The 24868-nt window shown below is 63.1% G+C and carries 30 protein-coding genes and 1 tRNA gene; 13 read left to right on the forward strand and 18 right to left on the reverse strand.

Annotated elements, in window-relative coordinates; genetic code table 11:
• The first annotated feature begins 105 nt into the window (after nt 1–105).
• From AC1DE3_RS08540 to AC1DE3_RS08550, 3 genes are all read left to right on the forward strand, one after another.
• On the forward strand, nt 106–2262 hold the full coding sequence (locus tag AC1DE3_RS08540) for a sodium-translocating pyrophosphatase (protein WP_441512526.1): 2157 nt from the start codon (nt 106–108) through the stop codon (nt 2260–2262).
• Between the two features lie 197 nt (nt 2263–2459).
• Nucleotides 2460–3386 (forward strand): DMT family transporter, encoded by a 927-nt coding sequence (locus AC1DE3_RS08545; RefSeq protein ID WP_441512527.1) that lies wholly within the window; start codon nt 2460–2462, stop codon nt 3384–3386.
• Between the two features lie 234 nt (nt 3387–3620).
• On the forward strand, nt 3621–4367 hold the full coding sequence (locus AC1DE3_RS08550) for a class I SAM-dependent methyltransferase (protein ID WP_441512528.1): 747 nt from the start codon (nt 3621–3623) through the stop codon (nt 4365–4367).
• Between the two features lie 295 nt (nt 4368–4662).
• On the opposite strand, the gene AC1DE3_RS08555 is transcribed toward AC1DE3_RS08550, so the two are convergent.
• A complete protein-coding gene (locus AC1DE3_RS08555) occupies nt 4663–5286 on the reverse strand; it encodes an alpha/beta hydrolase (RefSeq protein ID WP_441512529.1) in 624 nt (207 codons plus the stop codon).
• Between the two features lie 135 nt (nt 5287–5421).
• A complete protein-coding gene (locus AC1DE3_RS08560) occupies nt 5422–6354 on the reverse strand; it encodes a ring-cleaving dioxygenase (RefSeq protein ID WP_441512530.1) in 933 nt (310 codons plus the stop codon).
• A gap of 194 nt (nt 6355–6548) precedes the next feature.
• Between AC1DE3_RS08560 and AC1DE3_RS08565 the strand changes: the two genes are divergently transcribed.
• The 3 genes from AC1DE3_RS08565 to AC1DE3_RS08575 all read left to right on the forward strand — a co-directional run bounded on the left by AC1DE3_RS08565 (nt 6549) and on the right by AC1DE3_RS08575 (nt 8225).
• Nucleotides 6549–6974 carry a DoxX family protein gene (locus AC1DE3_RS08565; RefSeq protein ID WP_441512531.1) on the forward strand — a complete coding sequence of 142 codons (426 nt, stop codon included), beginning with the start codon at nt 6549–6551 and terminating at the stop codon, nt 6972–6974.
• Between the two features lie 46 nt (nt 6975–7020).
• Entirely contained in the window at nt 7021–7974 is a 954-nt protein-coding gene (locus AC1DE3_RS08570) for a LysR family transcriptional regulator (protein WP_441512532.1), read from the forward strand.
• Between the two features lie 83 nt (nt 7975–8057).
• Nucleotides 8058–8225 carry a hypothetical protein gene (locus AC1DE3_RS08575; RefSeq protein ID WP_441512533.1) on the forward strand — a complete coding sequence of 56 codons (168 nt, stop codon included), beginning with the start codon at nt 8058–8060 and terminating at the stop codon, nt 8223–8225.
• A gap of 10 nt (nt 8226–8235) precedes the next feature.
• Here the strand turns inward: AC1DE3_RS08575 and sugE are convergent, their stop codons facing one another.
• Entirely contained in the window at nt 8236–8553 is a 318-nt protein-coding gene (gene sugE, locus AC1DE3_RS08580) for a quaternary ammonium compound efflux SMR transporter SugE (RefSeq protein ID WP_441512534.1), read from the reverse strand.
• Between the two features lie 76 nt (nt 8554–8629).
• On the opposite strand from sugE, the gene AC1DE3_RS08585 reads away from it, so the two are divergent.
• Entirely contained in the window at nt 8630–9244 is a 615-nt protein-coding gene (locus AC1DE3_RS08585; protein WP_476780618.1) for a translation initiation factor 2, read from the forward strand.
• Between the two features lie 9 nt (nt 9245–9253).
• On the opposite strand, the gene AC1DE3_RS08590 is transcribed toward AC1DE3_RS08585, so the two are convergent.
• The 6 genes from AC1DE3_RS08590 to AC1DE3_RS08615 all read right to left on the reverse strand — a co-directional run bounded on the left by AC1DE3_RS08590 (nt 9254) and on the right by AC1DE3_RS08615 (nt 13495).
• Entirely contained in the window at nt 9254–9784 is a 531-nt protein-coding gene (locus tag AC1DE3_RS08590) for a MerR family transcriptional regulator (RefSeq protein WP_441512536.1), read from the reverse strand.
• Nucleotides 9781–10095: an integration host factor subunit alpha gene (locus AC1DE3_RS08595; RefSeq protein ID WP_055726295.1), complete on the reverse strand. Its 315-nt coding sequence runs from the start codon at nt 10093–10095 to the stop codon at nt 9781–9783. Before AC1DE3_RS08595 ends, AC1DE3_RS08590 begins: the two co-directional genes overlap by 4 nt.
• Nucleotides 10096–10284: 189 nt before the next feature.
• Nucleotides 10285–11262, reverse strand: coding sequence for a beta-ketoacyl-ACP synthase III (locus tag AC1DE3_RS08600; protein WP_441512537.1), 978 nt, complete (start codon nt 11260–11262; stop codon nt 10285–10287).
• A 12-nt stretch (nt 11263–11274) separates the two neighbouring features.
• Nucleotides 11275–12333, reverse strand: a complete 1059-nt coding sequence (plsX, locus tag AC1DE3_RS08605) for a phosphate acyltransferase PlsX (protein ID WP_441512538.1) — start codon at nt 12331–12333, stop codon at nt 11275–11277.
• A 114-nt stretch (nt 12334–12447) separates the two neighbouring features.
• The gene (locus AC1DE3_RS08610) at nt 12448–13005 is read right to left on the reverse strand and encodes a YceD family protein (protein ID WP_441512539.1); all 558 of its coding nucleotides are present in this window, start codon (nt 13003–13005) and stop codon (nt 12448–12450) included.
• Nucleotides 12995–13495 (reverse strand): ubiquinol-cytochrome C chaperone family protein, encoded by a 501-nt coding sequence (locus AC1DE3_RS08615; protein WP_476780619.1) that lies wholly within the window; start codon nt 13493–13495, stop codon nt 12995–12997. Before AC1DE3_RS08615 ends, AC1DE3_RS08610 begins: the two co-directional genes overlap by 11 nt.
• A gap of 180 nt (nt 13496–13675) precedes the next feature.
• On the opposite strand from AC1DE3_RS08615, the gene AC1DE3_RS08620 reads away from it, so the two are divergent.
• Complete coding sequence (locus AC1DE3_RS08620; protein WP_441512541.1) at nt 13676–14170, forward strand: outer membrane protein assembly factor BamE; 495 nt, start codon at nt 13676–13678, stop codon at nt 14168–14170.
• A 176-nt stretch (nt 14171–14346) separates the two neighbouring features.
• Here the strand turns inward: AC1DE3_RS08620 and AC1DE3_RS08625 are convergent, their stop codons facing one another.
• Nucleotides 14347–14838, reverse strand: coding sequence for a hypothetical protein (locus AC1DE3_RS08625; RefSeq protein WP_441512542.1), 492 nt, complete (start codon nt 14836–14838; stop codon nt 14347–14349).
• Between the two features lie 390 nt (nt 14839–15228).
• Between AC1DE3_RS08625 and AC1DE3_RS08630 the strand changes: the two genes are divergently transcribed.
• Nucleotides 15229–15633 (forward strand): PRC-barrel domain-containing protein, encoded by a 405-nt coding sequence (locus tag AC1DE3_RS08630; protein ID WP_441512543.1) that lies wholly within the window; start codon nt 15229–15231, stop codon nt 15631–15633.
• Between the two features lie 230 nt (nt 15634–15863).
• Nucleotides 15864–16163, forward strand: a complete 300-nt coding sequence (locus AC1DE3_RS08635; RefSeq protein ID WP_441512544.1) for a PRC-barrel domain containing protein — start codon at nt 15864–15866, stop codon at nt 16161–16163.
• Nucleotides 16164–16552: 389 nt separating this feature from the next.
• Here the strand turns inward: AC1DE3_RS08635 and AC1DE3_RS08640 are convergent, their stop codons facing one another.
• Both AC1DE3_RS08640 and AC1DE3_RS08645 read right to left on the reverse strand, forming a co-directional pair.
• Nucleotides 16553–16774, reverse strand: a complete 222-nt coding sequence (locus AC1DE3_RS08640; RefSeq protein ID WP_441512545.1) for a DUF4167 domain-containing protein — start codon at nt 16772–16774, stop codon at nt 16553–16555.
• A 61-nt stretch (nt 16775–16835) separates the two neighbouring features.
• Nucleotides 16836–17090: a hypothetical protein gene (locus AC1DE3_RS08645; RefSeq protein ID WP_441512546.1), complete on the reverse strand. Its 255-nt coding sequence runs from the start codon at nt 17088–17090 to the stop codon at nt 16836–16838.
• A 521-nt stretch (nt 17091–17611) separates the two neighbouring features.
• Between AC1DE3_RS08645 and AC1DE3_RS08650 the strand changes: the two genes are divergently transcribed.
• Together AC1DE3_RS08650 and AC1DE3_RS08655 are read left to right on the forward strand one after the other, a co-directional pair.
• The gene (locus AC1DE3_RS08650) at nt 17612–18370 is read left to right on the forward strand and encodes an SOS response-associated peptidase family protein (protein WP_441512565.1); all 759 of its coding nucleotides are present in this window, start codon (nt 17612–17614) and stop codon (nt 18368–18370) included.
• Between the two features lie 18 nt (nt 18371–18388).
• Entirely contained in the window at nt 18389–19405 is a 1017-nt protein-coding gene (locus tag AC1DE3_RS08655) for a sensor histidine kinase (RefSeq protein ID WP_441512547.1), read from the forward strand.
• A 28-nt stretch (nt 19406–19433) separates the two neighbouring features.
• On the opposite strand, the gene AC1DE3_RS08660 is transcribed toward AC1DE3_RS08655, so the two are convergent.
• The 6 genes from AC1DE3_RS08660 to AC1DE3_RS08685 form a co-directional block, all read right to left on the reverse strand.
• The gene (locus tag AC1DE3_RS08660) at nt 19434–19703 is read right to left on the reverse strand and encodes a hypothetical protein (RefSeq protein ID WP_441512548.1); all 270 of its coding nucleotides are present in this window, start codon (nt 19701–19703) and stop codon (nt 19434–19436) included.
• A gap of 144 nt (nt 19704–19847) precedes the next feature.
• Nucleotides 19848–20093 (reverse strand): hypothetical protein, encoded by a 246-nt coding sequence (locus tag AC1DE3_RS08665; RefSeq protein WP_441512549.1) that lies wholly within the window; start codon nt 20091–20093, stop codon nt 19848–19850.
• Between the two features lie 947 nt (nt 20094–21040).
• Complete coding sequence (locus AC1DE3_RS08670) at nt 21041–21178, reverse strand: hypothetical protein (RefSeq protein WP_441512550.1); 138 nt, start codon at nt 21176–21178, stop codon at nt 21041–21043.
• Nucleotides 21179–21472: 294 nt separating this feature from the next.
• Nucleotides 21473–21718 (reverse strand): hypothetical protein, encoded by a 246-nt coding sequence (locus AC1DE3_RS08675; protein WP_441512551.1) that lies wholly within the window; start codon nt 21716–21718, stop codon nt 21473–21475.
• A gap of 79 nt (nt 21719–21797) precedes the next feature.
• Nucleotides 21798–23153 carry an acyltransferase family protein gene (locus AC1DE3_RS08680; protein WP_476852312.1) on the reverse strand — a complete coding sequence of 452 codons (1356 nt, stop codon included), beginning with the start codon at nt 23151–23153 and terminating at the stop codon, nt 21798–21800.
• Between the two features lie 962 nt (nt 23154–24115).
• Nucleotides 24116–24193 (reverse strand) — tRNA-Pro (locus AC1DE3_RS08685).
• A gap of 218 nt (nt 24194–24411) precedes the next feature.
• On the opposite strand from AC1DE3_RS08685, the gene AC1DE3_RS08690 reads away from it, so the two are divergent.
• Nucleotides 24412–24585, forward strand: coding sequence for a hypothetical protein (locus AC1DE3_RS08690; protein ID WP_441511201.1), 174 nt, complete (start codon nt 24412–24414; stop codon nt 24583–24585).
• Nucleotides 24586–24868: the final 283 nt, after the last annotated feature.

Here is a 24868-nt window from a genome sequence, read left to right on the forward strand (position 1 = left end):
GCCTTGTAGTCTTCAGGGCCCGTTTTTCGTTGCCTGACGTCCAACGCTGCAAAAGAGGAGCGGCAGCGCTCCCGACGGCTCGGAAGCTCAAGGTCAGGAAAACGAATGTCAGCTCTGCTTCTCATCATCATATTGAGTGCGCTGTCGATAGCCTACGGCATCTGGGCCTATGGCGACGTGATGAAGCGCGATGCCGGCAACCAGCGCATGCAGGAGATTTCCGGCGCGGTGGCCGAGGGCGCGCAAGCCTATCTCAAGCGCCAATATCTCACGATTTCCATGGTCGGAATCGTGCTTTTTCTCGTTCTCGCGTGGCTGCTCGGCAAATGGGTGGCGATCGGTTTCCTGATCGGTTCGGTGCTTTCGGGCACGGCCGGCTTCATCGGCATGAACGTTTCGGTGCGCGCCAACGTCCGCACGGCCCAGGCCGCGATGAAGTCGCTGGGCGAGGGCCTCGACGTCGCCTTCAAGGCCGGCGCGGTCACCGGCATGCTGGTGGCTGGCCTCGCGCTGCTCGGCGTTGCCGTCTATTACGGCGTCCTGACATCCTATCTCGGTTTCGAGCCCTCCAGCCGCACGGTGATCGATTCGCTGGTGGCGCTCGGCTTCGGCGCCTCGTTGATCTCGATCTTCGCCCGTCTCGGCGGCGGCATCTTCACCAAGGGCGCTGACGTCGGCGCCGACCTCGTCGGCAAGGTCGAGGCCGGTATCCCCGAAGATGACCCGCGCAACCCTGCGACCATCGCGGACAATGTCGGCGACAATGTCGGCGACTGCGCCGGCATGGCCGCCGACCTGTTCGAGACCTATGCGGTGACGCTGGTCGCGACCATGGTGCTCGCCGCGATCTTCTTCGCCGGCCAGCCAGTGTTGGGCACAATGATGCTCTATCCGATGGCGATCGGTGCGGCCTGCATCGTCACCTCGATCATCGGCACCTTCTTCGTGAAGCTCGGTGCCAACCAGTCGATCATGGGCGCGCTCTACAAGGGCTTCATCGCCGCGGGCGTGCTCTCCGTCGGTGCGATCGCGGTGGTCAACTATCTGATGTTCGGCGGCTTCTCGGCCTCCTTCACCACCGTGCAGGGCGTCAGCTTCACTTCAGGCAATCTCTTCGGCTGCGCGCTGGTCGGCCTCGCCGTGACGCTCTGCATCGTCATCATCACCGAATACTATACCGGCACCGGCAAGCGCCCGGTCGTCTCGATCGCCCAGGCATCGGTCACCGGCCATGGCACCAACGTCATCCAGGGTCTCGCGGTCTCGCTGGAATCGACCGCTGCGCCGGTCATCGTCATCGTCGCCGGCATCATCGTCGCCTACAGCCTGGCCGGCCTGTTCGGCATCGCCATCGCCACGACCGCCATGCTCGCGCTGGCCGGCGTGGTCGTGGCGCTCGATGCCTTCGGCCCGGTCACCGACAATGCCGGCGGCATTGCCGAGATGGCGGGCCTGCCCAAGGAAGTCCGCCACTCCACCGACGCGCTCGATGCGGTCGGCAACACCACCAAGGCCGTCACCAAGGGCTACGCGATCGGCTCCGCCGGCCTCGGCGCCCTCGTGCTGTTCGCCGCCTATACCTCGGACCTGAATTTCTTCGTGGCCGAGGCCAACAAGGCGGGCTCGACCACCTTCCAGTACTTCAAGGGCGTCACAGTCGATTTCTCGCTGTCGAACCCCTTCGTCGTCGTCGGGCTGCTCCTCGGCGGACTCATCCCCTTCCTCTTCGGCGGCATGGGCATGACTGCCGTCGGACGTGCCGCCGGTTCGGTGGTGGAGGAGGTGCGCAGGCAGTTCCGCGAGAAGCCCGGCATCATGGAGGGCAAGGACCGGCCGGATTACGGCCGCGCCGTCGACATGCTGACCCGGGCCGCGATCAGGGAGATGATCATCCCCTCGCTGCTGCCGGTCCTGGCGCCGGTCGTGACCTTCTTCGTCATCAACGCCATCGCCGGCAAGAACCAGGCCTTCGCTGCCGTCGGTGCCATGCTGCTGGGCGTCATTGTCACCGGCATCTTCGTCGCGATCTCGATGACCTCGGGCGGCGGCGCCTGGGACAACGCCAAGAAGAGCTTCGAGGACGGCTTCGTCGACAAGGACGGCGTGCGCCATATGAAGGGCTCGGAGGCGCATAAGGCCTCGGTCACAGGCGACACCGTCGGCGACCCCTACAAGGACACGGCGGGCCCCGCCGTGAACCCGGCGATCAAGATCACGAACATCATCGCCCTGCTGCTGCTGGCGATCCTGGCGCATTCCTGACCGAAGGCGTCGTCGTGACGACCGAACCCGCGGCGAAAGCCGCGGGTTCTTCTTTTCTAGCAAAGGCTTATCGGGTGCGATTGATTCAATCCCATAGGCCGTTGAATCACGCTCTGAAGCTACGGCCGAAACCGTAGTGTTGCCGCATGCTGTCGCGCAGAGTTGCTGGCATGGTCTCGCCAACCCGAGGAGAGATCATGTCCACGCAAGCGCTCGATAGCCCGGCCGCCGTGCCGAACCGCTCCACCGAACTTGCCCTGCTGCTCGTGCTCGCCACGCTCTGGGGCGGTTCCTACACCTTCATCAAAATCGGCGTGGAGACGATTCCGCCGTTGACCCTGATCGCCGCGCGCACCTTGATAGCAGGCCTGATCCTGCTTGCCGTCATTCGCTGGCGTGGCTTGCGGATGCCGCGGGATGCGGCGTCATGGCAGCGCTTTCTGACGCAGGCCCTGCTCAACAGCGTCGTGCCATTCACCCTGATCGCCTGGGCCGAGCGCAGCGTCGATGCTGGCCTCGCTTCGATTCTCAACGGCACCACGCCGGTTTTCGTCTTCCTGATCTCGCTGGTGTTGAAGCCGGGCCAGCGCCCGGATTGGCGCAAGGGAATCGGGGTCGTCGCCGGCATTGCCGGCGTCAGCTTGATCGTCGGCGTCGACGCCTTCTCCGGCCTCGGCCATGCCGTCCTGCCGCAACTTGCCATCGTCGCGGCGACCGTCGCCTATGCCTGCGCGGCCCTGTTCGGGCGCAATTTCGCCGGCATGGACCCGCTGCTGCCGGCTGCGGGCTCGATGCTGGCTGGCACGGCTCTGCTCATCCCGGCGGCGCTGGTCGTGGATCGGCCCTGGACGCTGGCGCCATCGCAGGAATCGATCCTGGCGCTGCTGGCGCTCTCGGTCTTCTCGACGGCGCTCGCCTTCGCGATCTATTTCCGCCTGATCCGCTCGCTCGGCTCGGTCGGGACGACGGCCGTGTCCTATCTGCGCGTGCCGATCGGCGTGGCCATCGGCATAGGCTTCCTGGGGGAGAGGCTGAGCTCGACGGCCTGGACCGGCCTCGGCCTCGTCGTGCTCGGAGTGGTGGCGATGACATTGCCCGAACGGCGCGCGGACACGCCGCGCTGAGCCCGGCTTGTGCCGTTCGTTGGGGATACCTCATGCGGAGAGGCCTTGCCGCAGGTGACCGCAACCCTTCGGTTAACCTTGGATTAAGGCTAGGATTGCAGGCGTCTTAGGGCAGGGCCATTTTACATGCCGAAGCGTGGGCACACGGAGGCGAAGGCAAGCATGTCCCTGGCAAGCACGGCACCGGCTCGCTTGCAGCCGGCCTCGCAAGCGTCCGGTCCCGCAACGGGCTCGATGGCCGAGTACTTTGACCGCATTGCGCCGGACTGGCACTCGCAATGGGCATGGGACAATTACGAGCCGACGATCCTCGCCTTGGCGCGCCAGTTCGGCCTGCGCCGCATCTGCGAGATCGGCGGCGGGCGCGATCCGCTGTTCACGAGGGAGCAGGCGGGAGCTGCCGGCATCGAATTCATCGTCAATGATATCGACGCCGGCGAGCTCGCCTTGACGCCCCCGGGCCTGAAGACGGCCTGCTTCGATATCTCCGGCGATCTTTCGGAGCCGGATGTCGCGCGCGGAAGCTACGACATGATGGTCTCGCGCATGGTCTTCGAGCATATCGACGGCGTCGAGCAGGCCTGGCGCAACATCCACGCGCTGCTAGCGCCAGGCGGTGTCGCGCTCGCCTTCTTCCCGACATTGTGGGCGCCGGTCTTCGCTCTGAACCATATCCTGCCGGAGACGGCCTCACGGGCCATTGTTCACGCGCTCTTTCCGGCGCGGCGCGACGGCGGAGGCGACCCGAAATTTCCGGCTCTCTATGATTGGTGCCGCGGCAATCCGGCACTGCTCACACCCATGCTGAACCGGGCGGGCTTCACCGATGTCCACATCCAGCGCTTCTGGGGGCATGGCTATTTCGATCGCATGCCCGGCCTGAAGCAGCTCGACCATGCCTTCAATGCGCTGGCGGCTCGGACAGGCTGGAGCTTCGTCACGACCTACGCCTATGCCGTCGTGCGCAAGGACAGGGGTTGAAGCAGCCGCAGATAGGCCTTTTGACGATGAAACCGGCCTGAAAGCGTGGTTGTCCACGCTTAACGGGGCGATACTGCTTGCCAACTAACCTAACGCTAGGTCACCATCGGCCGTTGTCGCGTTGATGGGAGTCGGTCATGCACGCTCTATCGCGTACGTCGGATATTCCACTTTCGAGCCACCGCGCCATGTTGCTGCGCGCGCTTGTCGTCGTTGCCGTGGCCTTGGCGATCATCGTTCCGCTCACGGGCTGACGATACCAGCCGAAGCGGCGGCGGGAAAACCCGCCGCCTTCTCAGACCCGCGCCAGCCAGTCGCGCAGCAAGCCGAGATCGGCCTGTCCGAGGCCATGCCCGGCCGGCAGCACGCGATGCTCGACCTGCGCGCCGCTGTCCTCGAGCTGGCAGGCCAGGCCATCGGCATTGGCCGCCGGCACGATCGGATCGAGCGCTCCGGAGAGGATCAGCACGGGCTTGCCGTTGAGGCTGCCGCGTGGTGCATCCGCGAAGGGCATCATCGCGCGTAGCAGCGCCGCGCCGGCCAGAGCTTCCGGACGCTGCAGCAACATCGCCGCCGCGATATTGGCGCCGTTCGAGAAGCCAAGCGCGATCGGGGCGGGAAGGCCGTAACGCTCCCGCGCCTGCAGCACGAAATCCGCCAGCTCGTCCGTGCGGCGACGCAGATCGACCTCGTCGAAGACACCTTCCGCGAGTCGGCGAAAGAAGCGCGGGGCCGCGCCTTCCAACACCTTGCCGCGTGGCGAAAGCAGGCTCGCGCCCGGCGCGACCGTGCGGCCGAGCGAGAGGAGATCGCGTTCGTCGCCGCCGGTGCCGTGCAGCAACAGCAGCGGTTTGCGGGTGGGATCACTGCCCTCCTCGAAGACATGGATGAAGTCCGTATCGGTCTTCGTATCGCTCATGGTCATTCTCCCTTCGGAAAGCGGAGCCGTCCTGCCCCCGACAAGGGCGGGCAGGGCGGTGGGATTGCGGGCCGGGCCATCCGCCTCGCATGATCGCCTGCCGCCCGCCGATTGCGGCCGGGCGGCAGGATGTCGTCAGGCAAGCTCCGGCAGAACCGCTTCGATCTGCTTGCGATGGGCCTCGAGGCCGGCAGGCAGCTTCAGCGACCGCCCGAGCTCGGCAGCCGGCTCGTCGACCGCGAAGCCGGGGATGTCGGTCGCGATTTCGAACAGGACATGGCCGGGCTCACGGAAGTAGACCGAGCGGAAGTAGTTCCGGTCGCGCTGCTCCGTGGTGCGGATGCCGTGGTTCTCGCCGAGGCGACGCACCATCTCCTCCTGTACGGCGTCGTCGCCGGCCCGGAAGGCGATGTGGTGCACCGAGCCTGCGCCCTGGCGGGCCGGCAGGAATCCGCCGGCAACGCGCAGGTCGATCACGCCGCCGATCGCGGTCCCCTTGGCCTCGTAGCGGATCAGCGTGCCCTCGCGAGCCGCTTCGGTGAAGCCGAAGACGTCGCTCAGGATTGCACCCGTCGGGGCCGCATCGGCCAGCAGCAGGCTGACGCTGTGGAAGCCGCGGATGGCGTTCTCCGGCGCGATGTTGCCCTCGGACCAGGCCGGCTCCTTTTCGACGCCGGGCAGGCCGACGAGGGCGAGCCTCATCCCGTCCGGATCGCGGAAGCTGAGCACACTTTCGCCGAAGCGCTTGGCGGGCGCTTCATGCGGCACGCCCAGCTCGACGAAGCGGTGAGCCCAGAAGCCGATCGAGCCTTCGGGAACCCGGAAGACGGTCTCCTGGGTCTCGCCGACGCCGAGCCGGCCCGGAGCGGCATGCTCCCACGGAAAGAAGGTCAGGATCGAGCCCGGCGCCGCATCGGCATCACCGAAGTAGAGGTGATAGGTGCCGGGATCATCGAAATTCACCGTCTTCTTGACGAGGCGCAGGCCGAGCACGCGGGTGTAGAAGTCGAGATTGCGGCGGGCGGGGCCGGAAATGGCGGTGACGTGGTGAAGACCGTTGGTCTGCATGGTGAATGTCCTCCGGATAATGCGGGGCGGCTGCCCTGTTGGCCGAAAGATTGGCCCGGAACCGCAAAAGCGCCAGAGGTAATTCATTGCATTGTTGCAATGTAAGATGCATCGATTTACAATTTGATTTGCGTGCGTGCTCATCCAAAATCCTGACCCGAGACCAACCGGTCCCGTTCTCAGGAGACACCACCATGATCGACTCTCGTCTTGCTCCTTACGGCGCCCTCAGCCTGCGCGTCGCGCTCGGCCTGATGTTCATCGCCCACGCCTATCTGAAGCTCGTGATCTTCACCCCTGCGGGCTTCACCGGTTTCCTCGGCCAGGTCGGCCTGCCGGGCGCTCTCGCCTGGCCGATCATGCTCGCGGAGCTGCTCGGCGGCATCGCCATCCTCCTCGGCTTCTACGGCCGCTATGTCTCGCTGGCGCTCATCCCGATCCTGCTCGGCGCCCTCTCGGTGCACGCCCCGAACGGCTGGGTCTTCAACGCTCCGAATGGCGGTTGGGAATACCCCGCTTTCCTGGCGCTCACCGCTTTCGCCCATGCCCTCATCGGCGACGGCGCGCTGGCGCTGAAGTCCGGTCGCAGCGATTGGCAGGCGAAGCCCGCCATTGCCTGAGCCGACGGCACTTGCTGGGATCGAAACCTTGGCCAAGAGTGCGCGGATGAATCAATCCGCGACACCCTTGGCCTGGGACGATTTTCGCCTGATCAAGGCCATCGCCGAGAAGCGAGCGCTGCCGGCAGCCGCCGCGGCGCTCGGCGTCAATCACTCCACCGTCTTCCGCCGCCTCGGCCAGATCGAGGAGGCGCTTGGCGTCAGGCTGTTCGAGCGCCACCGCAGCGGCTATGTCGCGACGCCGACCGGCGAGGAGATGGTCCAGCTCGCGGGGCGCGTCGACGACGACATCACCGCCTTCGCCCGCAAGCTCGCCGGGCAGGAGATCAAGCCCGCTGGCGAGTTGCGCGTTGCCACCAACGATTCCCTGTTGGTCGACCTGCTGACGCCGCTCTTCGCGCAGTTTCTCCGGCAATGCCCGGATATCCGGCTGGACATGCTGATCGGCAATCAGGCGGCCAATCTGTCCAAGCGCGACGCCGATGTCGCGATCCGCGCCACCGACAATCCGCCGGAGACGCTGGTCGGCCGCAAGCCTGCCCGCATCGCCTGGGCGCTCTATGGCCGTGCCGCCGATTTTTCCGATACCGAGCTGCCGGGCGTGGAAAGCCTGTGGGAGCGCAGCTGGATTTCGCTCGGCGAGCAGTTCACCATGCTGAGCGCCGTCCGCTACCTTGCCCGCCATGTCGCGCCCGAACGCGTGGTCTACAAGCTCAACACGGTGCTGGGGCTCGCGGAGGCGGTCGAAGCCGGCATCGGGGTGGGCTTCCTGCCCTGCTTTATCGGCGACACCCGCCCGGGCCTGACCCGGCTGGCGCCGCCCGATCCCGAACTATCGGCCGATCTGTGGCTGCTGACCCATCCGGATCTGCGGCACACGCCCAGGGTTCGGCTGTTCCTCGATTTTCTTGCCGCCGAGGTCGCGAAGCTGCGGCCGCTGATCGAGGGCGCACTCCCGATCGGGCGCAACCCGCCGCCGAAGGAACTGCCTGCAGAGTAAGGCGCCTGATCGGAGGGGCAGGGCGGCGCTTCGAAGCGGCGGGCGGATTGCCGTGCGACCAATGCGCGGGCTACGATCCCGTCATGGAGATCCTGGTCCCTCTCGTCATCGGCCTGAGCCTGATCTGGTTGATCGGCCGGGGCGTGCCGTGGAATGCGAAGCTGATGACGATCGTGGTTACGCTCGCGATCGTCATCCTGATCGTCGCGCTGGATCGCGGGGGCTACTGGCCCGAGGCTTGGCGCCGCTGAGCCGGCGCCCTCAGGGCGAAACCAGCTTGAGCCCGGCGATGCCGGCGACGATCAGGCCGATGCAGAGGAGCCGCAGGACGGTCGCAGGCTCGCCGAGCAGGATGATGCCGAGGATTGCCGTTCCGATCGTGCCGATGCCCGTCCACACCGCATAGGCGGTGCCGACCGGCAGAGACTTCAGCGCCAGGCCGAGAAGTCCGAGGCTGACGACCATGCTGATCGCGGTGAACAGCGTCGGCACGAGCCGGGTGAAGCCTTGCGTGTATTTCAGGCCGATCGCCCAGCCGACCTCGAACAGACCCGCGACAAAGAGATAGAGCCAAGGCATTCCGGCACTCCCAAGCGATGTGGCGCTGCCGTCCGCGCCCGATGGGAGCGAGCGAGCCGATTTTCGGACTTGAGCTATGTTGCAGGCCGATGACGTCAACCGGGAGAAACTGGCGTGTGTGCAAGTTGTGCACAGCTGGCTTGCACGCAAGGCTTGCACGTCTCCTTGTGCCCCACCTAGCTGTCATGTGGGGTTGAAGGGGGCTAACATGCTGAAAATAAATGTTCTTGTAGCGGCCGCCGCAGCGGCCGCGCTGGGCGGTTGCGCGACGGTTACGCGGGGAACGACGAGCCAGGTGACGATCACGAGCGAGCCGGCGGGAGCTGAGGCGCGGTCGTCCCTCGGGCACGCTTGCACGGCCACGCCCTGTACCTGGGAGGTGAGCCGCAAATCGGAATTCGTCGTCAATTTTACGAAGAATGGCTATGAAGACGTTCAGGTTCCGGTTTCGACGCGCATCGCAGAGGCAGGTGCCGTGGGCTTCGCCGGGAATGTTCTCGTCGGCGGCCTCGTCGGCATGGGCGTCGATGCCGCAACCGGCTCTACCTTGGAGCATTATCCAAACCCGGTGTTGGCGAGCCTGGTGCCGCAAAAGAAGGCCGCAACTGCCCGGCATCGGAAACACAAGCCGGTCGCCCGCCGCGAGCGCACCGAAACGCCGGGTGCCGATGACGGAACGCCGCAAAGCTGACTGACGGGCTCAGGAAGCGTCGGCTGCCGGCTCCAGGGCGCGTTCCAGGATGCGCCGGCATTCACCGAGCTCATCCATCACCGCTGTCAGCACGGTGATGTCGTCGAGCCCTTCCGGCACGATCTGCGTACGCGGCGGCACCCAGCCGGCCGCCTCGTCGGCCTGCATGGCGGACGGGGACTCGGCTGCAGCCGCAGCAAGTGCTCCGCTGGCGGCGCCAATGGGGGCGCCGCGGCCGATCGCCTGGACGTGGCGTGGCCCCTGTTCCTTCAGGATGCGCTGAAGGCCCTTGATCGTATAGCCTTCGCCATAGAGCAGGCGCCTTATGCCCTTGAGCAGGGCGACGTCGTCAGGCCGATAGTAGCGGCGTCCGCCACCGCGCTTCAGCGGCTTGATCTGGCTGAAGCGGGTTTCCCAGAAACGGAGCACATGTTGGGGAATGTCGAGGTCTTCGGCGACCTCGCTGATGGTTCGGAAGGCATCTGGGCTCTTGGTGTCCAATTCGGCCTCGGTTTCGCCGGCGTGGAACTCCAGATTCACTCAGTCTCACCCTCGCCACTCTGCCCGTTGATGCGGGCCTTCATCACATTCGAGGGCTTGAAGACCATCACCCGACGCGGCTCGATCGGGACTTCAACACCCGTTTTCGGATTACGCCCGATTCGCTCGCCTTTGTCTCGCACGACGAACGAACCGAACGACGAGAGTTTCACGTTCTCGCCGCGCGCGACCGCATCGCAGATCTCGTCGAGCACGGCTTCGACGAGTTTCGACGATTCCGTCCGCGACAGGCCGATCTTTTGGTAGACAGCCTCGCACAAATCCGCGCGAGTGACCGTTTGCCCCGCCATTCATATCCTCCAAGGCGTATTGCAGGCATCGGCGGCAACCGCCGGCCTTTCGCCATTACGGATGGCGGACGCTAGGCGTCCGCGCCGCGCGGGTCAATCCTTAAGCGCCCTCGCGGAGCCGGATTTGGCCTGAATCAACCCGGATTGGCGACGAAAAGTGACAATTTTCGCGAATTTGCTGCCGCTGCGTCACCAGCGGATCAGGGCCGAGCCCCAGGTGAAGCCGCCGCCCATCGCCTCGATCAGGACGAGCTGGCCCGGCTTGATGCGGCCATCGGCGTGCGCCTCCGCCAGCGCCAGCGGGATAGAGGCCGCGGAGGTGTTGCCATGGCGGTCGACGGTGACGACGACCCGGTCATGGCTGATGCCGAGCTTGTCGGCCGTGGCGTCGATGATGCGCCGGTTGGCCTGGTGCGGCACGAACCAGTCGATATCCGCGCCGGTGAGGCCGGTCTGCTGGAAGGTGTGGCGCACGGTTTCGGCGAGATTAGTCACGGCGTGGCGGAAGACCTCCTTGCCCTCCATCCGCAGGAAGCCGACCGTCTTGGTCGAGCCCGCGCCGCCATCGACATAGAGCTTGTCCTTGTAGCGTCCATCCGAGCGGATATGGGTCGTCAGGATGCCACGGTCGGCAAGGGTGCCTTCTCCCGGCACCGCCTTGAGTACGACCGCACCGGCTCCGTCGCCGAACAGCACGCAGGTGGCGCGGTCTTCCCAGTCGAGAATGCGCGAGAAGGTCTCGGCGCCGATCACGAGCGCCGCCCGGGCTCCGCCCGTCGTCAGGAACTTGTCGGCAGTCGCCAGCGCGAAGACGAAGCCCGAGCAGACGGCCTGCACGTCGAAGGCGGCGCCGCCATGGATGCCGAGCGCCGCCTGGATCTGGGTGGCGGTTGCCGGAAAGGTGTGGTCCGGCGTGGCCGTCGCCACGATGATCAGGTCGATCTCGGATGGATCGATGCCGGCGTCAGCGATTGCCGCCTGCGCGGCCTTGAGACCAACGATCGATGTCGGCTCGTCATCGGCGGCGATGTGGCGCTGGCGGATGCCGGTCCGCTGGACGATCCATTCGTCGCTCGTGTCGACCTGTTTTGCGAGTTCGGCATTGGTGACGACGCGGGCGGGCAGATAGGAGCCGCAACCGACGACTTGTGAGCGCAGAATGGACAAGGAAACCGTTCCCTATTCGGCGTCGGCCGGCTGCGCGGCGGGCAGCTCGGGGCGCGTGCTTGCGGCGACCATCTCGCGGACCTTCGCCATCAGATCTTCTCGCGCCATCTCATAGCCGAGTTCGGCGGCGCTTGCGAAGCCGATGGCGTCAGTCCCGCCATGGCTCTTGATGACGATGCCTTCGAGCCCCAGAAAGACGCCGCCGTTCGATTTGCGCGGATCGAGCTTTTCGCGCAAGGCTGCAAAGGCACCACGCGCAAAGATATACCCGATCTTGGCCATGAGCGAGCGGTTCATCGCCGCGCGCAGGTATGAGGCGATCTGCCGGGCAGTGCCCTCGGCGGTCTTCAGCGCGATATTGCCGGTGAAGCCTTCCGTGACCACGACATCGACCGTGCCCTTGCCGAGATCGTCGCCCTCGACGAAGCCGTGATAGGTGAGGTGCGGCAGGTTGCTCTCGCGCAGGATGCGGCCGGCCTCCTTGACCGCCTCGACACCCTTGATCTCCTCGACGCCGACATTGAGCAGGCCGACGGTCGGCCGGTCGAGATCGAAGACGACACGGGCCATCGCCGCGCCCATCACCGCGAGATCGACGAGATGGCGTGCATCGGCGCCGATGGTGGCGCCGACATCGAGCACGATGCTCTCCCCGCGCAGCGTCGGCCACAGCGCCGCGATCGCCGGCCGATCGACCTGCGGCATCGACTTCAGGCAGAACTTCGACATCGCCATCAGGGCGCCGGTGTTGCCGGCGGAGACGGTGACATCGGCCTCGCCGGTCTTGGTCGCGTCGATCGCCCGCCACATCGAGGATTTGTAGCGGCCGTAGCGCAGCGCCTGGCTCGGCTTGTCGTCCATCTTCACCGAGACATCGGTGTGATGGAACGTCGTCACCGCCTTGAGCTTCGGATGCTGCTCGAGCAGCGGCAGCACCTGCTTCTCGTCGCCGAAGATCACGAAGCGGGCGTCCGGGCGGCGCTCCAGCATGAGGGCAGCGCCTGGAATGACGACGGAGGGACCGTGGTCCCCGCCCATCGCATCGAGCGCGATTGTAACCGGTCTTGTCATGGAATTCTGGCGTATCCCGGAAATGGCCGACCTTCGATCCGGGACGGCTCACGGCCGGCCGGACAATAGCGACTTGGACGGATGCCGCAAGACGCGCAAGGGCCGATGAAAGTTTCAGTCACCGCGTTTCAGCTTCGCGAGGGCAGCAAAAGGCGATTCCGCGCCGGCTTCGCCGGCCGGGGCTTCGAAATCCACACCCGGCTTGCGCGGATACGGATCGAGCGCCAGCGCCAGGAATTCGAGCGTGACGCTACCCAGATCGATGACTCCGTCGAGGATCGGCTCCGGCGGGTCGTCTTCGTTGAGCAGCACCTCGATGTCGATCTCGGCATCGTCCCGTTCCGCGCGGCGCCCAGCGACCTCTGCCTCCTGCTCGGGCGCGAAGTCGAGCTTTACCGGCACGTCGAGCTCGACCGGGAAAGGATCGAGCGTGACGACGCAGGTCCGATGCAGTTGCGCTGCAATCCGGCCTTCGAGCTTCACCCGGTCGCCATTGCGCGAGAGCAGGTAGCGCGCTTCCAGGGATTCGAGCGAGGCAAGGCCAAGCAGCCGAGCGATCGCGGCGAACTGCTCAGGTTCGGCGCGGACCGTGGTTTCGGTGCCGCGCAGGCGGATGGCCTCGACGCGGATGGGATGGCGCAGCGGAGAAGCCGGCGCGTGTTCAGGCGTCATGGCGAGCCTCCTCATGGGGAAAGGCCGGGAACAGGGGATCGCGCTCGAGAAGCGCGGTGAGCTCGCAGCTCGCGAGGGCTGCCTGCGCCTCACGGACATAAGCAGCGAGGCGCGGGGCGCCCTCCGGCGTGCAGGCATTGCGGCGCAACGCGTCGGCGAGGGCGTCGACTCCAGGCTGAGCCAGGGCGGCCTCATAGGCCTGGACGCGGCCATAGAACATCTGGCCGATCTTTTTCATGCGCTTGGGCACGGCGATATCGCTGACACCGCCATTGCGGAAGCCCAGTTCGAGATAGGCGAAGCAGGCATCGACGAGCTCCTGCGCCAGCTCGGAGGCTGGGGACGGCAGTTCGCGCAGACGCCGCAGCACCAGCAGGACATGCAGGGTGAGCGATTCGAAACGGCCCTCGAAGCTGTCGGGAACGCCGCCGGCCAGATAGAGGCCAGGCTGGCGCGACGCTTCCGCGACGCGCCCAAACAACACATCCACAGGGGCACGCCGCTGGGCGCGCTTGCCAAACAACCCGAAAATCACCTGTTTGCCTCCGCCCGCCATTCATGCGGGCGTCCTTGCCTTGCCAAAGCCATCCTCGGGCGTTACGCCAACCCTCACCCTTTTGACAAGCGGCTTGGGGTTTTCCTGAGCCGTGCTGCCTTGGATCGTGCCCGCATGACCCACATCACCCGCCGCGCGGCTCTGCTCGGAGCCCTCGCGACCTCTTCCCTTTTGCTTGCCGGCTGCGGGCCCGACGCCGGCGGCTTCGTGCTGCCCACCTCGACCGGTTTGAACGATACCTTCACCCGCGGCTTCGTGATGGACGACGGGCTGGTCGCGCAGATCAAGCCGGGCATGGACGTCCAGTCCGTGTTGCAGATCCTCGGCACGCCCTCGACGACCTCGACCGTCGGCAATCGCACCTTCTACTACATCAGCCAAACGGTGCGGCGTCGCTTCCAGTTCCAGGATCCGCAGATCATCGACCAGCAGGTGCTGGTGATCTACTTCAACAAGGGCTTCAAGGTGGAGCGCATCGCCCGCTACGGCCTGCAGGATGGCGTGATCTTCGACTTCATCGGCCGCACCACCGCGACCGGTGGCGAGGAGCAGAGCTTCCTGCGCAACCTCTTCCGCGGCGTCACCAAGTTCAACCCGCTCGGCAGCTGAGTTCGGTCTTCGCTTCCAGACACGAAAAACCCCGCGGCCCTGGTCGCGGGGTGGGTTGCCGTGCGGGGCGGTTGCAAATCGGCGCACCCGGCGCGAACAAAGGACGGTTATGATCTGGAGCCTGAGCGGCTGGCGCAGCCATCGCCGCCTTAGCCGCTCAGCCCCAGGCAAGCCGTTTAGTTGATCGACTTGATACTGCCGAAAATCGCGTCCAACGCCTTGCCGTTGGTCCCGCGCTCCTCGTCGTTGCCCCAGACGGTCAACATCATCACGCGATTATTGCCCGCTGGCATCAGGATCAGATCGACCGTCGTGGGGCCGTTCTCGTCACTCGTGCGGAACTGGAAAACCGTCGAGTCGATGCCGTTGAGTTTCATGTCGGCCTTGATCGGCTCGACAGCTTTGATCTTGTTGTCGCGCATCCATTTTTGGGTATCGCCGATCATCTTGTCGATCTGACGTGCTTCCGCGGATTCCACGGAGAGGAAGACCCCCTCATCCTTCGGCCGTGCCTGGAAGCCGTACTCGATTTCCTCGGTCGACCAATCGTTGGGAAGAGTGATGGTGATCGACGGGTTCTTGGCCGGGACGGCGAAGTTCTTGGCGAACGCTGGAAACGCGAGGAGCCCGAGCATGAGGGCGCCGGCGGCGATGCGAGTGATGGACATCGAGAGGGTCTCATTTGCCAAACCATGGAGATGGCTTGCAGCACCTCGTCGAAATACGGAAGGAACCGAAACTGACGCAACGGCAAAGCGCCAAGAGTCTTAACTGCCTGGGGATAGCGGAGGGCGTGTCGGCGCGTCGCCGTTTGCGACGGTCTTTTGGTTTTCACTCTGCGGACGACGGCCTATCGCGCAATTCATCCCACAGCATTTGAAGCGCTGGGCTTTGGCTTCAAGCCTCCCTGACGAGTGGCCGACCCCGACGCTCGTTCCCGACTGCTCGGCCTCAGAAATATGATCGGTTTGTTCTCGTTTCTCGGAGAGTTGAAAGGAACAAGCGCAAGGAGCGAACGTTATTGACGCACAATGGAAAAACACCTTGGAGATTTCTCGATGCGTAATTCGCTCGTCGCCATCGCTCTCGCCACAGCGTTTGCTGGAGTGCCTGCGGCTCAAGCTCAGACTGCGACGACTGCCACGCGCGAAGTCTACATCAAAGCGCAGCCGACGGATGTTTTGAGCAGCAACCTGATCGGCCTGAACGTGCAGAACAACGCCAAGGAAAATGTTGGCGAGATCAAGGACCTCGTCGTTTCCAGCGGCGGCCATCTCTCGGGAATAATCGTCTCAGTCGGCGGATTTCTTGGTATCGGTGAGCGCTATGTCGTGGTGACCCCGGCCGCGGTGAAGGTGGTTTATTCGGAGAACGACAAGAAATGGTCCGCGACCATGGACACTACGAAGGACGCTCTGAAGGCTGCTCCGGAATTCAAGTATGAGGGCCGCTGGAAGAGATAAGTCGAGACCTTTCGACAGCGGTCGGCCCGGTCTCTGAGTGGAGGCCGGGCTGCTTGCTCTGGATGTACGTCGGCACCTTCGCGGGCGAACCTCCCGGACTTCGATTGTCGCAAAGCGCTGCCTCTCGACAGCATTGCCCCCGTTCTGTCGCTTAGCCATGCGGCGCAGGCATTTAGGAACGACCAGGCCGTCAGCTCGTTCAATCCGCTTCTGAGCGAGGGGAGATGACAATGGACCATTCCAGGCATCCGCGTCTAACCGATAGCGAGTTGACTGCCGACATCCTCGATGATGCGACGATCTACGGCCCTGGCGATGAAAAGATCGGCTCGGTTTCGCATGTCCACGGGGCCGGACCGACGGCGCAGGTCGTCGTTGATGTCGGAGGCTTTTTGGGCATAGGCGCGAAGCCCGTCGCGATCTCGATAAGCGACCTTGAATTCATGCGCGACGAAGACGGCAACGTCCATGCCGTCACAAACTGGACCAAGGAGCAGCTCAAGGCGATGCCGGAGCATATTGATCGCTAGCGCAGCAGCGAACTACCGCGATCGTCGCGACCGCCTGCAGCACGACTGAGCAGAGTGTCGGCGGAGCCGCAGCCGTGCCGGCCCGGCGCCGAAGTGGGCGGGCCAGTTGGCGCGGTCCGTCGGGGGAGCAGCGGGAGCGGTTTCAGCGCCAACGGTCGTGCGGGAGACGCGTCGCGTCACGCGCTGACCGCCATTCGGCTCGATGGCGCGCGGCCATTTTTGCGTTTTGGCTCTTGAATGTATCCGCGGTCGACGTTCGGCTGGCGTTTACGATTTGGGGTCAAGCTCTCCGAGCGCCTTCGATGCGGCGTGGCGCCGAGCTGCCGTCTTCCCCCTCCCATGGCGTGTGTGGCTCGGCGTCTTTTCCTACCGCCAGGCCGCCCAGCGCTTTATTGCACCGCGCCAATGGTTTGCGGCTTTTGGTTCAACAACCGGCGATAGTGATCGGCCTGCTGATAGAGGCGTTCAGCATTAATCGTGTCACCTAGCGCTTCCGCCCCACGGGCCAAGGCGATGGTGCGTTCGTAACGCGCTTGAAGATCGCACGCGCTCTGCGCGTCCGATTGATTGCGCCCATTTCGACTTCGCGGCCTTTGAGATGTGAGATGCATCTTGCCCTCCATAACTCAGACGGCTGAGGTGCCAATCTGCTGGCTCAGGCATTCTTCTTGTTTAAGCGGCTGCCGGAGGTGCGACCCGCCCCGTGATCAGGAGGTATCGGTCGCTCGTTCGGGTCACCATCATGACGACCTTGGTGCCGTCGTCGCACAACATATGCATCCGATCATGGAGCGCGACCGGATCGACGCCAGACGTGTTGCAGAGCAAGTAGCCAGCGCGAGCGTCATCGTGGTCGGTGCCGAAATTGTAGACGACACGGAGCCGGTGCCCGCTACTCAGGATGAGCGTACCATTCCCGGAATGCATGATTTGTCTCCGCCTGGCGGCGCTAAAACGCCCCGCTGCGGTCATTCCCAAACGTCGGCATGGAGACAACTGCAGAGTGAGTAACTGCCCATTCTCGCCGGTTGTCTATGTCATTTGATGCGTCGCAGTGAGGCGCTCCTCGGATGTTCCGACGCGCCACTCAGCTCCTGGATGCGGCTGACCGCGACATCATACTTCGCCTGCGTGGTGATCTGCATGGCCACCTCGGGTAATTGCAGGCCGCTCGCATTAGCCCCACCCATTGTGCCAGTCTGGTCTGCGGCGACCCGCTCCCTGACAGCGCAGCCTTCCGGCCCCATGAACTCAAGGTAGGGCTCCAGGGCTCGGCGGATGTCTGGCAGTGCAGCGTCTCTGCTTTTTCTCCGAGATCGCGCCATGGCAGGCGTCACCGCCCCCACTGGCCTGCGCCAATGATGGGGCTCAGCTTGATCGAGGGCGGCAAGGCGGACATGCTGCCGGCCGAGCCGGCGCCGATCGAGCGTCGGCGATTGGCGGTGACGATGTGTAATCTCTACAGCCACACCCGCAACGTCGAGGCGATGCGCAAGCTGTTCGCGAAGTTCGACGTAGCGGCGCAGGTGGTGCCGCAGCCGGGCATCTTCCCCGACTACACTGCTCCGGTGATCCGCAATCCGGCGGGAGGTGGCGTCCCTGAGCTTGCCATGGCGCGCTGGGGCATGCCGTCCCCGTTCTTCGTCATCGAGAAGGCGGCAAAGCAGCGGGCGGACAAATTCGCCGCGAAGGGCAAAGCCGTCGATATGACCGAGTTGATCCGAATGGAGCCGAGCGCGGGCAACACGAATATCCGCGATACGAAATACTCGCACTGGCAGAAGTTCCTGGGGGTCGAGAATCGCTGCCTGGTGCCATTCACTTCCTTCTCGGAGTTCAACAAGGATGCCGGCGGCGACATCTGGTTCGCCTTCGGAGAGGAGCGGCCAACCGCATTCTTCGCCGGGGTGTGGACGCCGCAGTGGCGGAGTGTGCGCAAGGTCAAGGAGGGGGAGGTCACAGCCGATCTCTATGCCTTCCTCACCACCGATCCGAATGCCGAGGTGAAAGCGATCCATCCCACGGCAATGCCCGTCATCCTGACGACGCCGGAGGAATGCGAGACCTGGATGACCGCGCCATGGGAGCGAGCGTTTTCGCTTCAGCGTCCGCTCCCTGACCGATCGCTGGCTATCGTGGCCCGAGGTGTCAAAAAAGATGGCGAAAGCCCGGAACCAGAGTTACCGAAGCAAGTATTCTTGCTCTGAAAGCACTGGGGGCGCTGCTTGCCGTTGAACGAAGCCTTAAGGCAGCTACGATCCCGAGAAGCCGAGCTCGCGCGCGTTCAGCGTATCGGCCAGATCGGTGGCCTCGAAGTTGATTTGTGGGAAGGCGCGTTTCGCAACACGCGATCCCCTGAATATCTCGCAGTTCATGGTTTGCCAGCGGAGGCCGCGAACGAAACCCACGAAGAGTGGGTTGCGCGTATTCATCCCGACGACCGGGATCGGGTCGTCGACCATTTTCAACAGAGTGTCCGAAGCCCCGCGACCGACTACGAGGCGGAGTATCGGATCATTCGCCCCTCAGATGGGGAAGTACGTTGGATACTTGCCAAGGCAGAAATCCAACGGGATGAGCTTGGAAGGCCCCTAAAGCTGGTGGGGGCCCATATCGACATCACTGCCCGACGTCAGGCTGAAGAGCAGCGAGAACTGATTGCTCGCGAATTGCAGCACCGCATCTCGAACGTTTTCACTGTGATCGGCAGTCTGATCACAATGTCAGCTCGGGCGGAGCCTAGCGCCCGGAAATTTGCCGCTGACATCGTTGCACGAATCGGAGCTCTCTATCGAGCTCACAGCATTGTCTTGGATGGCAACGCGGACCGCCCCGCGGACCATCTTTGCGACCTTATCGCCAGGCTGATCGAGCCGTATAACGCCGAGCTGGATCAGCGAATAAGTACTCAGGGTGACAATGTCGCGGTTGGCCGCTCCTCGACAACGGCGGTTGCGCTCGTGATTCATGAGCTTGCCACCAATGCCGTCAAATATGGAGCGCTTTCGACCCCCCACGGAACAGTTCAGATTGACGCTGCTACCGCCGCCGGAACCGTGCGTTTGACGTGGCGCGAAGTCGGCGGTCCCCCGATTGGCGAAATGCCGGGACGGCGGGGCTTCGGCAGCTTGTTGGTCGACCGGGCGGCGAAATCTCAATTGGGCGCGGAGATGACGTTTGATTGGCGATCGTCAGGATTGGTGGTCACACTTGAGATCCCCATCGCTCGCTTGGAAAAATAGGCGCGATCTGCTCAAGGGGTCTTGCCCGCTAAGGCTTCGCATTCGCCGGCTGGCCTTCGTGCAATTTCTGACCTTCCGGCTGCGTCTCTTTCCCATAGTCCCGGTTCTGCTGGGAATTGGCGCCCCCCTGCGCCTCGGGGCGATTTGCTCCTGCCGGCTCGGGGATACGACCGCGCTGAGATTCCGCGGAATCAGGCTTCGCTCCGGCGCCTTCCTTGGTCGGTGGGTGGATCGTCTGGGCAATGGCGACGCCGGCAACGACAAGCACGGCCGCCAGCACAATCAGTCGACGTTTCATGAGATGCTCCAGTTATCCGGAGCAAACGCTTCCCTTCGGCACCAGGTTCCCTAGCCTAGCTGGCGTTTCCTCAGAGGTATTCTACCCGCTCGGGATGCAGCGACCGCAAACGTCGCTCGACCATTTTCGCCGCATCGACATCATCTATCTCGACAAACGCCGAATGTTCGCGCGCACCTTGCGCCGATATCCGCGGACAATGTCGACCGGCGCCATCCCGGTCGCCGCATTCATAACCGCGGCCTGAGCGGCTGAAACCTTCTCCTTTACCATCAAACTGGCTTCGTGCTTTCCCGCCGCGCCGCCAGTAGCGATCTTCATGCTCCTGAGCCAGATCGCCTGCTGAGCTTCGAATGTTAGCATCGACATTTCACGGAACAGCTTAAACATTGCCACCACCGCTTGTTTCGGCTTTCCGGGCCTGGCGCCACGGTCGGCGAGAAGGAGCCTTTGGTCTTTGGGCTGTCGGTCGTGCGCGCCGTTTCGGCGAAATATCCTTCGCCAACCGCGCCCGTACTTCCAAATTTGCCCGATAGAATGCATAGCCAATGGCGCCAGCGAGGATGACGGGCGTCGGAAGCCGGGTCGCCAAGAGAGATAGCGGGACCGCTAACTTCTCGGGAATCTCTCCCTGTTCAACGTTTCGCGCGATCCAGGCCCCCGCCAAGCCGGAAAAAGCTGCCCTGATCATTTCTGATCCTCCGCGCTGCCGGGTGTAGTTGGAACCTGCTCCGCCACGGGATCGCTCGCTGGAAAGGTATCCTTAAGCGCCCGTTCGAGCTTTTGGTCCGAGGTCAATTCCCGCTCGTCCTTCCGTTGGGCCTTCTGCTCCTGCCGGAGACTTTCGACCGCGGGGTTGTTATCATTCGCCATCTTTCCCTCCAACTCCTGGGTAGGCTGCGGAGGCTGAACGCGCGCAGCTCGACCTCGTTCCCCCTCTCGGCGACGTGTTCGCAAACCAAGATCTGGCGGGAGCGCCGGTTACGCTTGCATCGTTGATCGCGCGAGGAGCGAGCGAGGAGATCCGGAACCATCGAGCGAGCCGCTCGTTGCACGGCTAGCAGCACATACGGAGGCACTCATGCGAGATGGAGAAGGGAACAAGCTCTCCCTCGAAGAGGAGCAAAAGGTAAGATCAATTCAGGGAACACCGGACAAGAGTTCCCTCGACAAAGTGTCGATTGATCCGAACCGAACGAAGTTAGCATCCTCTGGGGAGCACGACGAAATGGCTCCGTCCAAGCCGGCAACCGGCGCGGGGGAGTAGACATCAGATCGCCGCGCTAACAGGGCGGTACGTGAAGGGCGCACATGTCGAGAAGTAACAAGCGCGTGAGTCAGCCATCCAAGCCGATCAGCATTTGATCAGTCAGGGCGTCGCGACGCTTCCACAGATGCGCAGGCGTTTGCTCGAGCATGAGGTCGAGCGTGGGGGACAACGCCCTCGTCGAGGTGACCGGAAACGGTGCTGCCATCGCGCTTTCCAAGAACGGCGTGCACATAGACTCCCGGCAGTTCGTCAGGCTCACGCGATGTCTGGGGTCAGAGCCGCTACTTCAACCTGCTCCTGTACGGGGCGGGATATACCCATTCCCAGTCGAAATAGCTGAGATCGGCCGGACTGAAGCACCACCGTTGGCCTTGAAGGTAGCGGTCGAGCTGTACAGCTCGACCGCTACCTGCTTCAGACAGCCCACCGGCTCGTCACCGGTTTCTAGAATGATCGCGTAGGGATGATTGGCAATGGGACCTGAGCCGGGCATTACTCGCTAGCGTTGCGACTTCCCCGTGGTGCGCGTCCGATCGGGTAATGCATCGATAGCCTTGTCGGCGCCCTGGTCCCGGTGAAGCACGCCCTCGCGCAACACCTTCGTGGCAGCATCGGCCTTTTTCGTTGGGTCAGTTGGGATGGGCATTGTTTCGGGAGTCGCCGTCAGCGCAACGTCCTTGGGCTTCTTTCCGGCGTTCTTCGCTGTCGCCGAGAAAGTGGCGAGAGATTCAGGTTGCTTTGCCACGGCTGCCTCCTCCGCTTTGCCCAACAACCTCGATCCGCCGAGGATGTTCCCGGCGCGGTAACGCTCAACCAGACATTGTCTAGCGGGCGTTCCAAAGCTCCTCCTCGACGGCGGGAGCCGAAGAACCGACCTTCCGCACCGCGTCTTCAAGTGCAGCCTGCGACACGCCAAATTTGTCGGCCCAATACCTAACTTCGTGGTCCCTGGAGAGGTTGATAACTGAGTGATCCTGCGGGCCGCGGGAATAATCGKTCTCTGCCATCTCGGCCTCTCCCTGCTGCGCAGTTCGTCCTGCCAGCCCGTCTGCTTCTGACGGCCCCATCGATTGCCTTCTCTGGATTGCTGCGGCGAGTATCCTGCCCGCTGCAATGCCCGGCTTCTCGATCCACCGGTACGCCAGATCGGCGGTCACAATGATGAGGGGGATGCTGACGATCGTCAGAACGAGCATGTTCGAKGGCACAGACAACCGAAAGAGCACCCACGCGACGCCCGARATGACCGGATAGTGACAAAGGTAAATTGAATATGATCGTTGTCCAAAATATAGCGCAGCCGGACTCTTGAGAGTAACCGCATAGAGTTCATCCAACGCTGTCTTGTGGTGAACTGCTGTGTTGGAGAGGCCAAARAACACGACCATCCAAACCAAAACGGGACGCAATGGCTCAAACGGCAACAACACGATGGCCAGCGCGGTAGCGAATAACAGTCCTTGCGGATTGCAGAGCTTCTCCGAATAGATCAGGCGACTTAGGATGCCGATTGCAAAATAGGAAGCCGCAAGGGGCAAGGCACCRGGCTGGACGGTTGAGAGGCCAAATTTTCGKACCGCCACTTCTGAAGCCGCAACAGCAATCGCCATCGGAATAACCCATTGCCGCTTGTCACGCAGCACGAATAGGATCAATGGCGCGACCAGATAAAATTGCCATTCAAGCGATATGCTCCAAGCCGGCATGTTGAAGGCGTATTCGGAATAGCTAAGGATGTTATTTGAAATGGCGCCATGCATCATGAAAAGATGAGAGAATASATGCATCGGCARATGAGCTCGATCGCTCGATGCGACCTCGTTCACTACTCTTGCGAACTCTGGATCGCCAAAACCCGGCGCGCTGAGGGCCGACGCAAGCAACTCACTTGTGAAGAAACCGAAAAAGCATGTCACCGCAAACAGTGGAAAAATTCGAGCAAACCTTCGAATAATATAGGGGACATAGCCCTCCTGCTTCTCCAGAATGACATGGGTTATGACAAACCCACTTATGATAATGAAGACCAGCACGGACGGAAGACCGACGGCTCGAAGAAGCGAGCTCACGCCATTGGCGTTGAACGCCGAGATGTAGGCGAGGTGAGAAAACACGACCGACCAGGCAAGGATGCCTCGAAGTCCTTCTATAGCCACAAACATTTTGGGCCGAACGGTCAAAGGTAACCCCCGAAGGAAAGATCGATATTATTGGCTTTTGATTGTCATATCAATAACATAAGCCGGATTTTGACTCGAAACAATCTTCCTTTCTTTCGCGAGACGTTCCTGGCTGAGACGAGAAAGTAGGCGTAACCTAGGCAGCACTGCTGCGCGACCATCAACGTCACCGCTACAAACGAGTGGCAAACGAACAGAGCGAGAATTGGTTCCCTATGGAATCGATCAGTTGGTGCGGGAGTTACGAACGCCGGGGTTCACGGGCCTCCAGCCCTTGCTCGATGTCCGAAATCGAACACCTCTCGGAATCCTCTCTGCCTTGTCGTCGTCGCATCTGCGGGCTCAGCCAGCGACCGACCGTCGGCTAAACCTCCGTCTCCATCTCGGCCGCCAGATTCTCGTCCCGATGCCCGACACCCATCCTGGCCGGGAAGACGTTGCGAGAACCGAAATCGGCAATGCGCCAGTCGCTCATACGAGAAGGCCGTGGCGCACGTCCCGAAGCTTCCGCTCGTCGCTGGTCGCGTCGAAGCTTGGTTGCCGCATCCGGCCGGCGAGATATCCTCCCGCAATGCATGACGAAACCGTCACCCACAGTGCCCAAAGGGAAAATTGTCTCCGACGCCGTCAACCTAAACTGCCCAGTTCGAACTTCCGGCGCTCCGGAAACGGGCATAGGTGCCCACGGCCATCAGACAGGCGATAACCAGGCAGATTCCTTCGGCAAGCTTGCAGTTCCGTGGCCGGAGTGCCGAGGCGACAGCTTCCGCGGTGGCAGCAAAGCAGGAGGGTTCAATCAGTGGCGCGCGGGAAAACTGCGCCAGGTTGGTTTGCAACCGCCCTTCGAGCGTCCGCGCTTCAATTGCAAGCGCTAGCGGGATTCGTTGGGGGGGCTGGCTACGATGTGGCTAAAAAAGTTTTTAGCCAGTGGCTCCGGTCAAAGCCTAAGTGCTTGATTTTTATGGTCGGAGCGAGAGGATTCGAACCTCCGACCCCTTGTCCCCCAGACAAGTGCGCTAACCGGGCTGCGCTACGCTCCGACGGCTCGGCTTATAGTGGCCGGCCGCGGCAGATGCAATGCGCTTCGCAGCAATCTTGCACGCATTGGAAGAATGGCCATTCCCGGGCGGCACCCAGCCTTGTTTCGCAGTGCAAAAATCTGGACGGCCTCCCCCATATGGGGGGTGCCGATCGAGCCCCCTGCTGCAATCATCATTGCGCGGCGCGGGAATGAACATCCATGAAACGCAGGCATCAAATGTCGCTGATCGTGCGGCGTGCCCAGATTCGCCGCGCGGCCGCCAGCAGGAAGGACGCATCCCGGCTTCAGGAGGCCGAGCGCCCGAAGCTCCGTCTGGTTTTCTCCAACGACAACATCCAGCATCTCAAGGCTACGTGCGGAGGCGAGGGATCGTCGCGCTCCCGCGAATAGGCGGCCCGATTCTCTTGCCGGCGAAGCGGCCGTTCAGCAATCAGTCATCCGCTGCCGCCTCTGATGCGACCGTCGGCGACGCCTTGTCGCCGCGCGAAAGTGAATGCAGGCGAGGTCGTGTTGAGGCTGGACTGGTTCCATTGCGAGGATTGCGGCTCGCCGGGGGTGTCGATTCCCCAGGCTCTCACCGATGCCAGCATCGTTTCATGCGCCAATTGCGGCTACAGGATAGGCACCTGGGCAGAGTATCGCCGTCATGTCGATCTGGCTCTGCGGGCGGAGC

The sequence above is a fragment of the Allobosea sp. 10L417 genome (genome assembly GCF_056395485.1).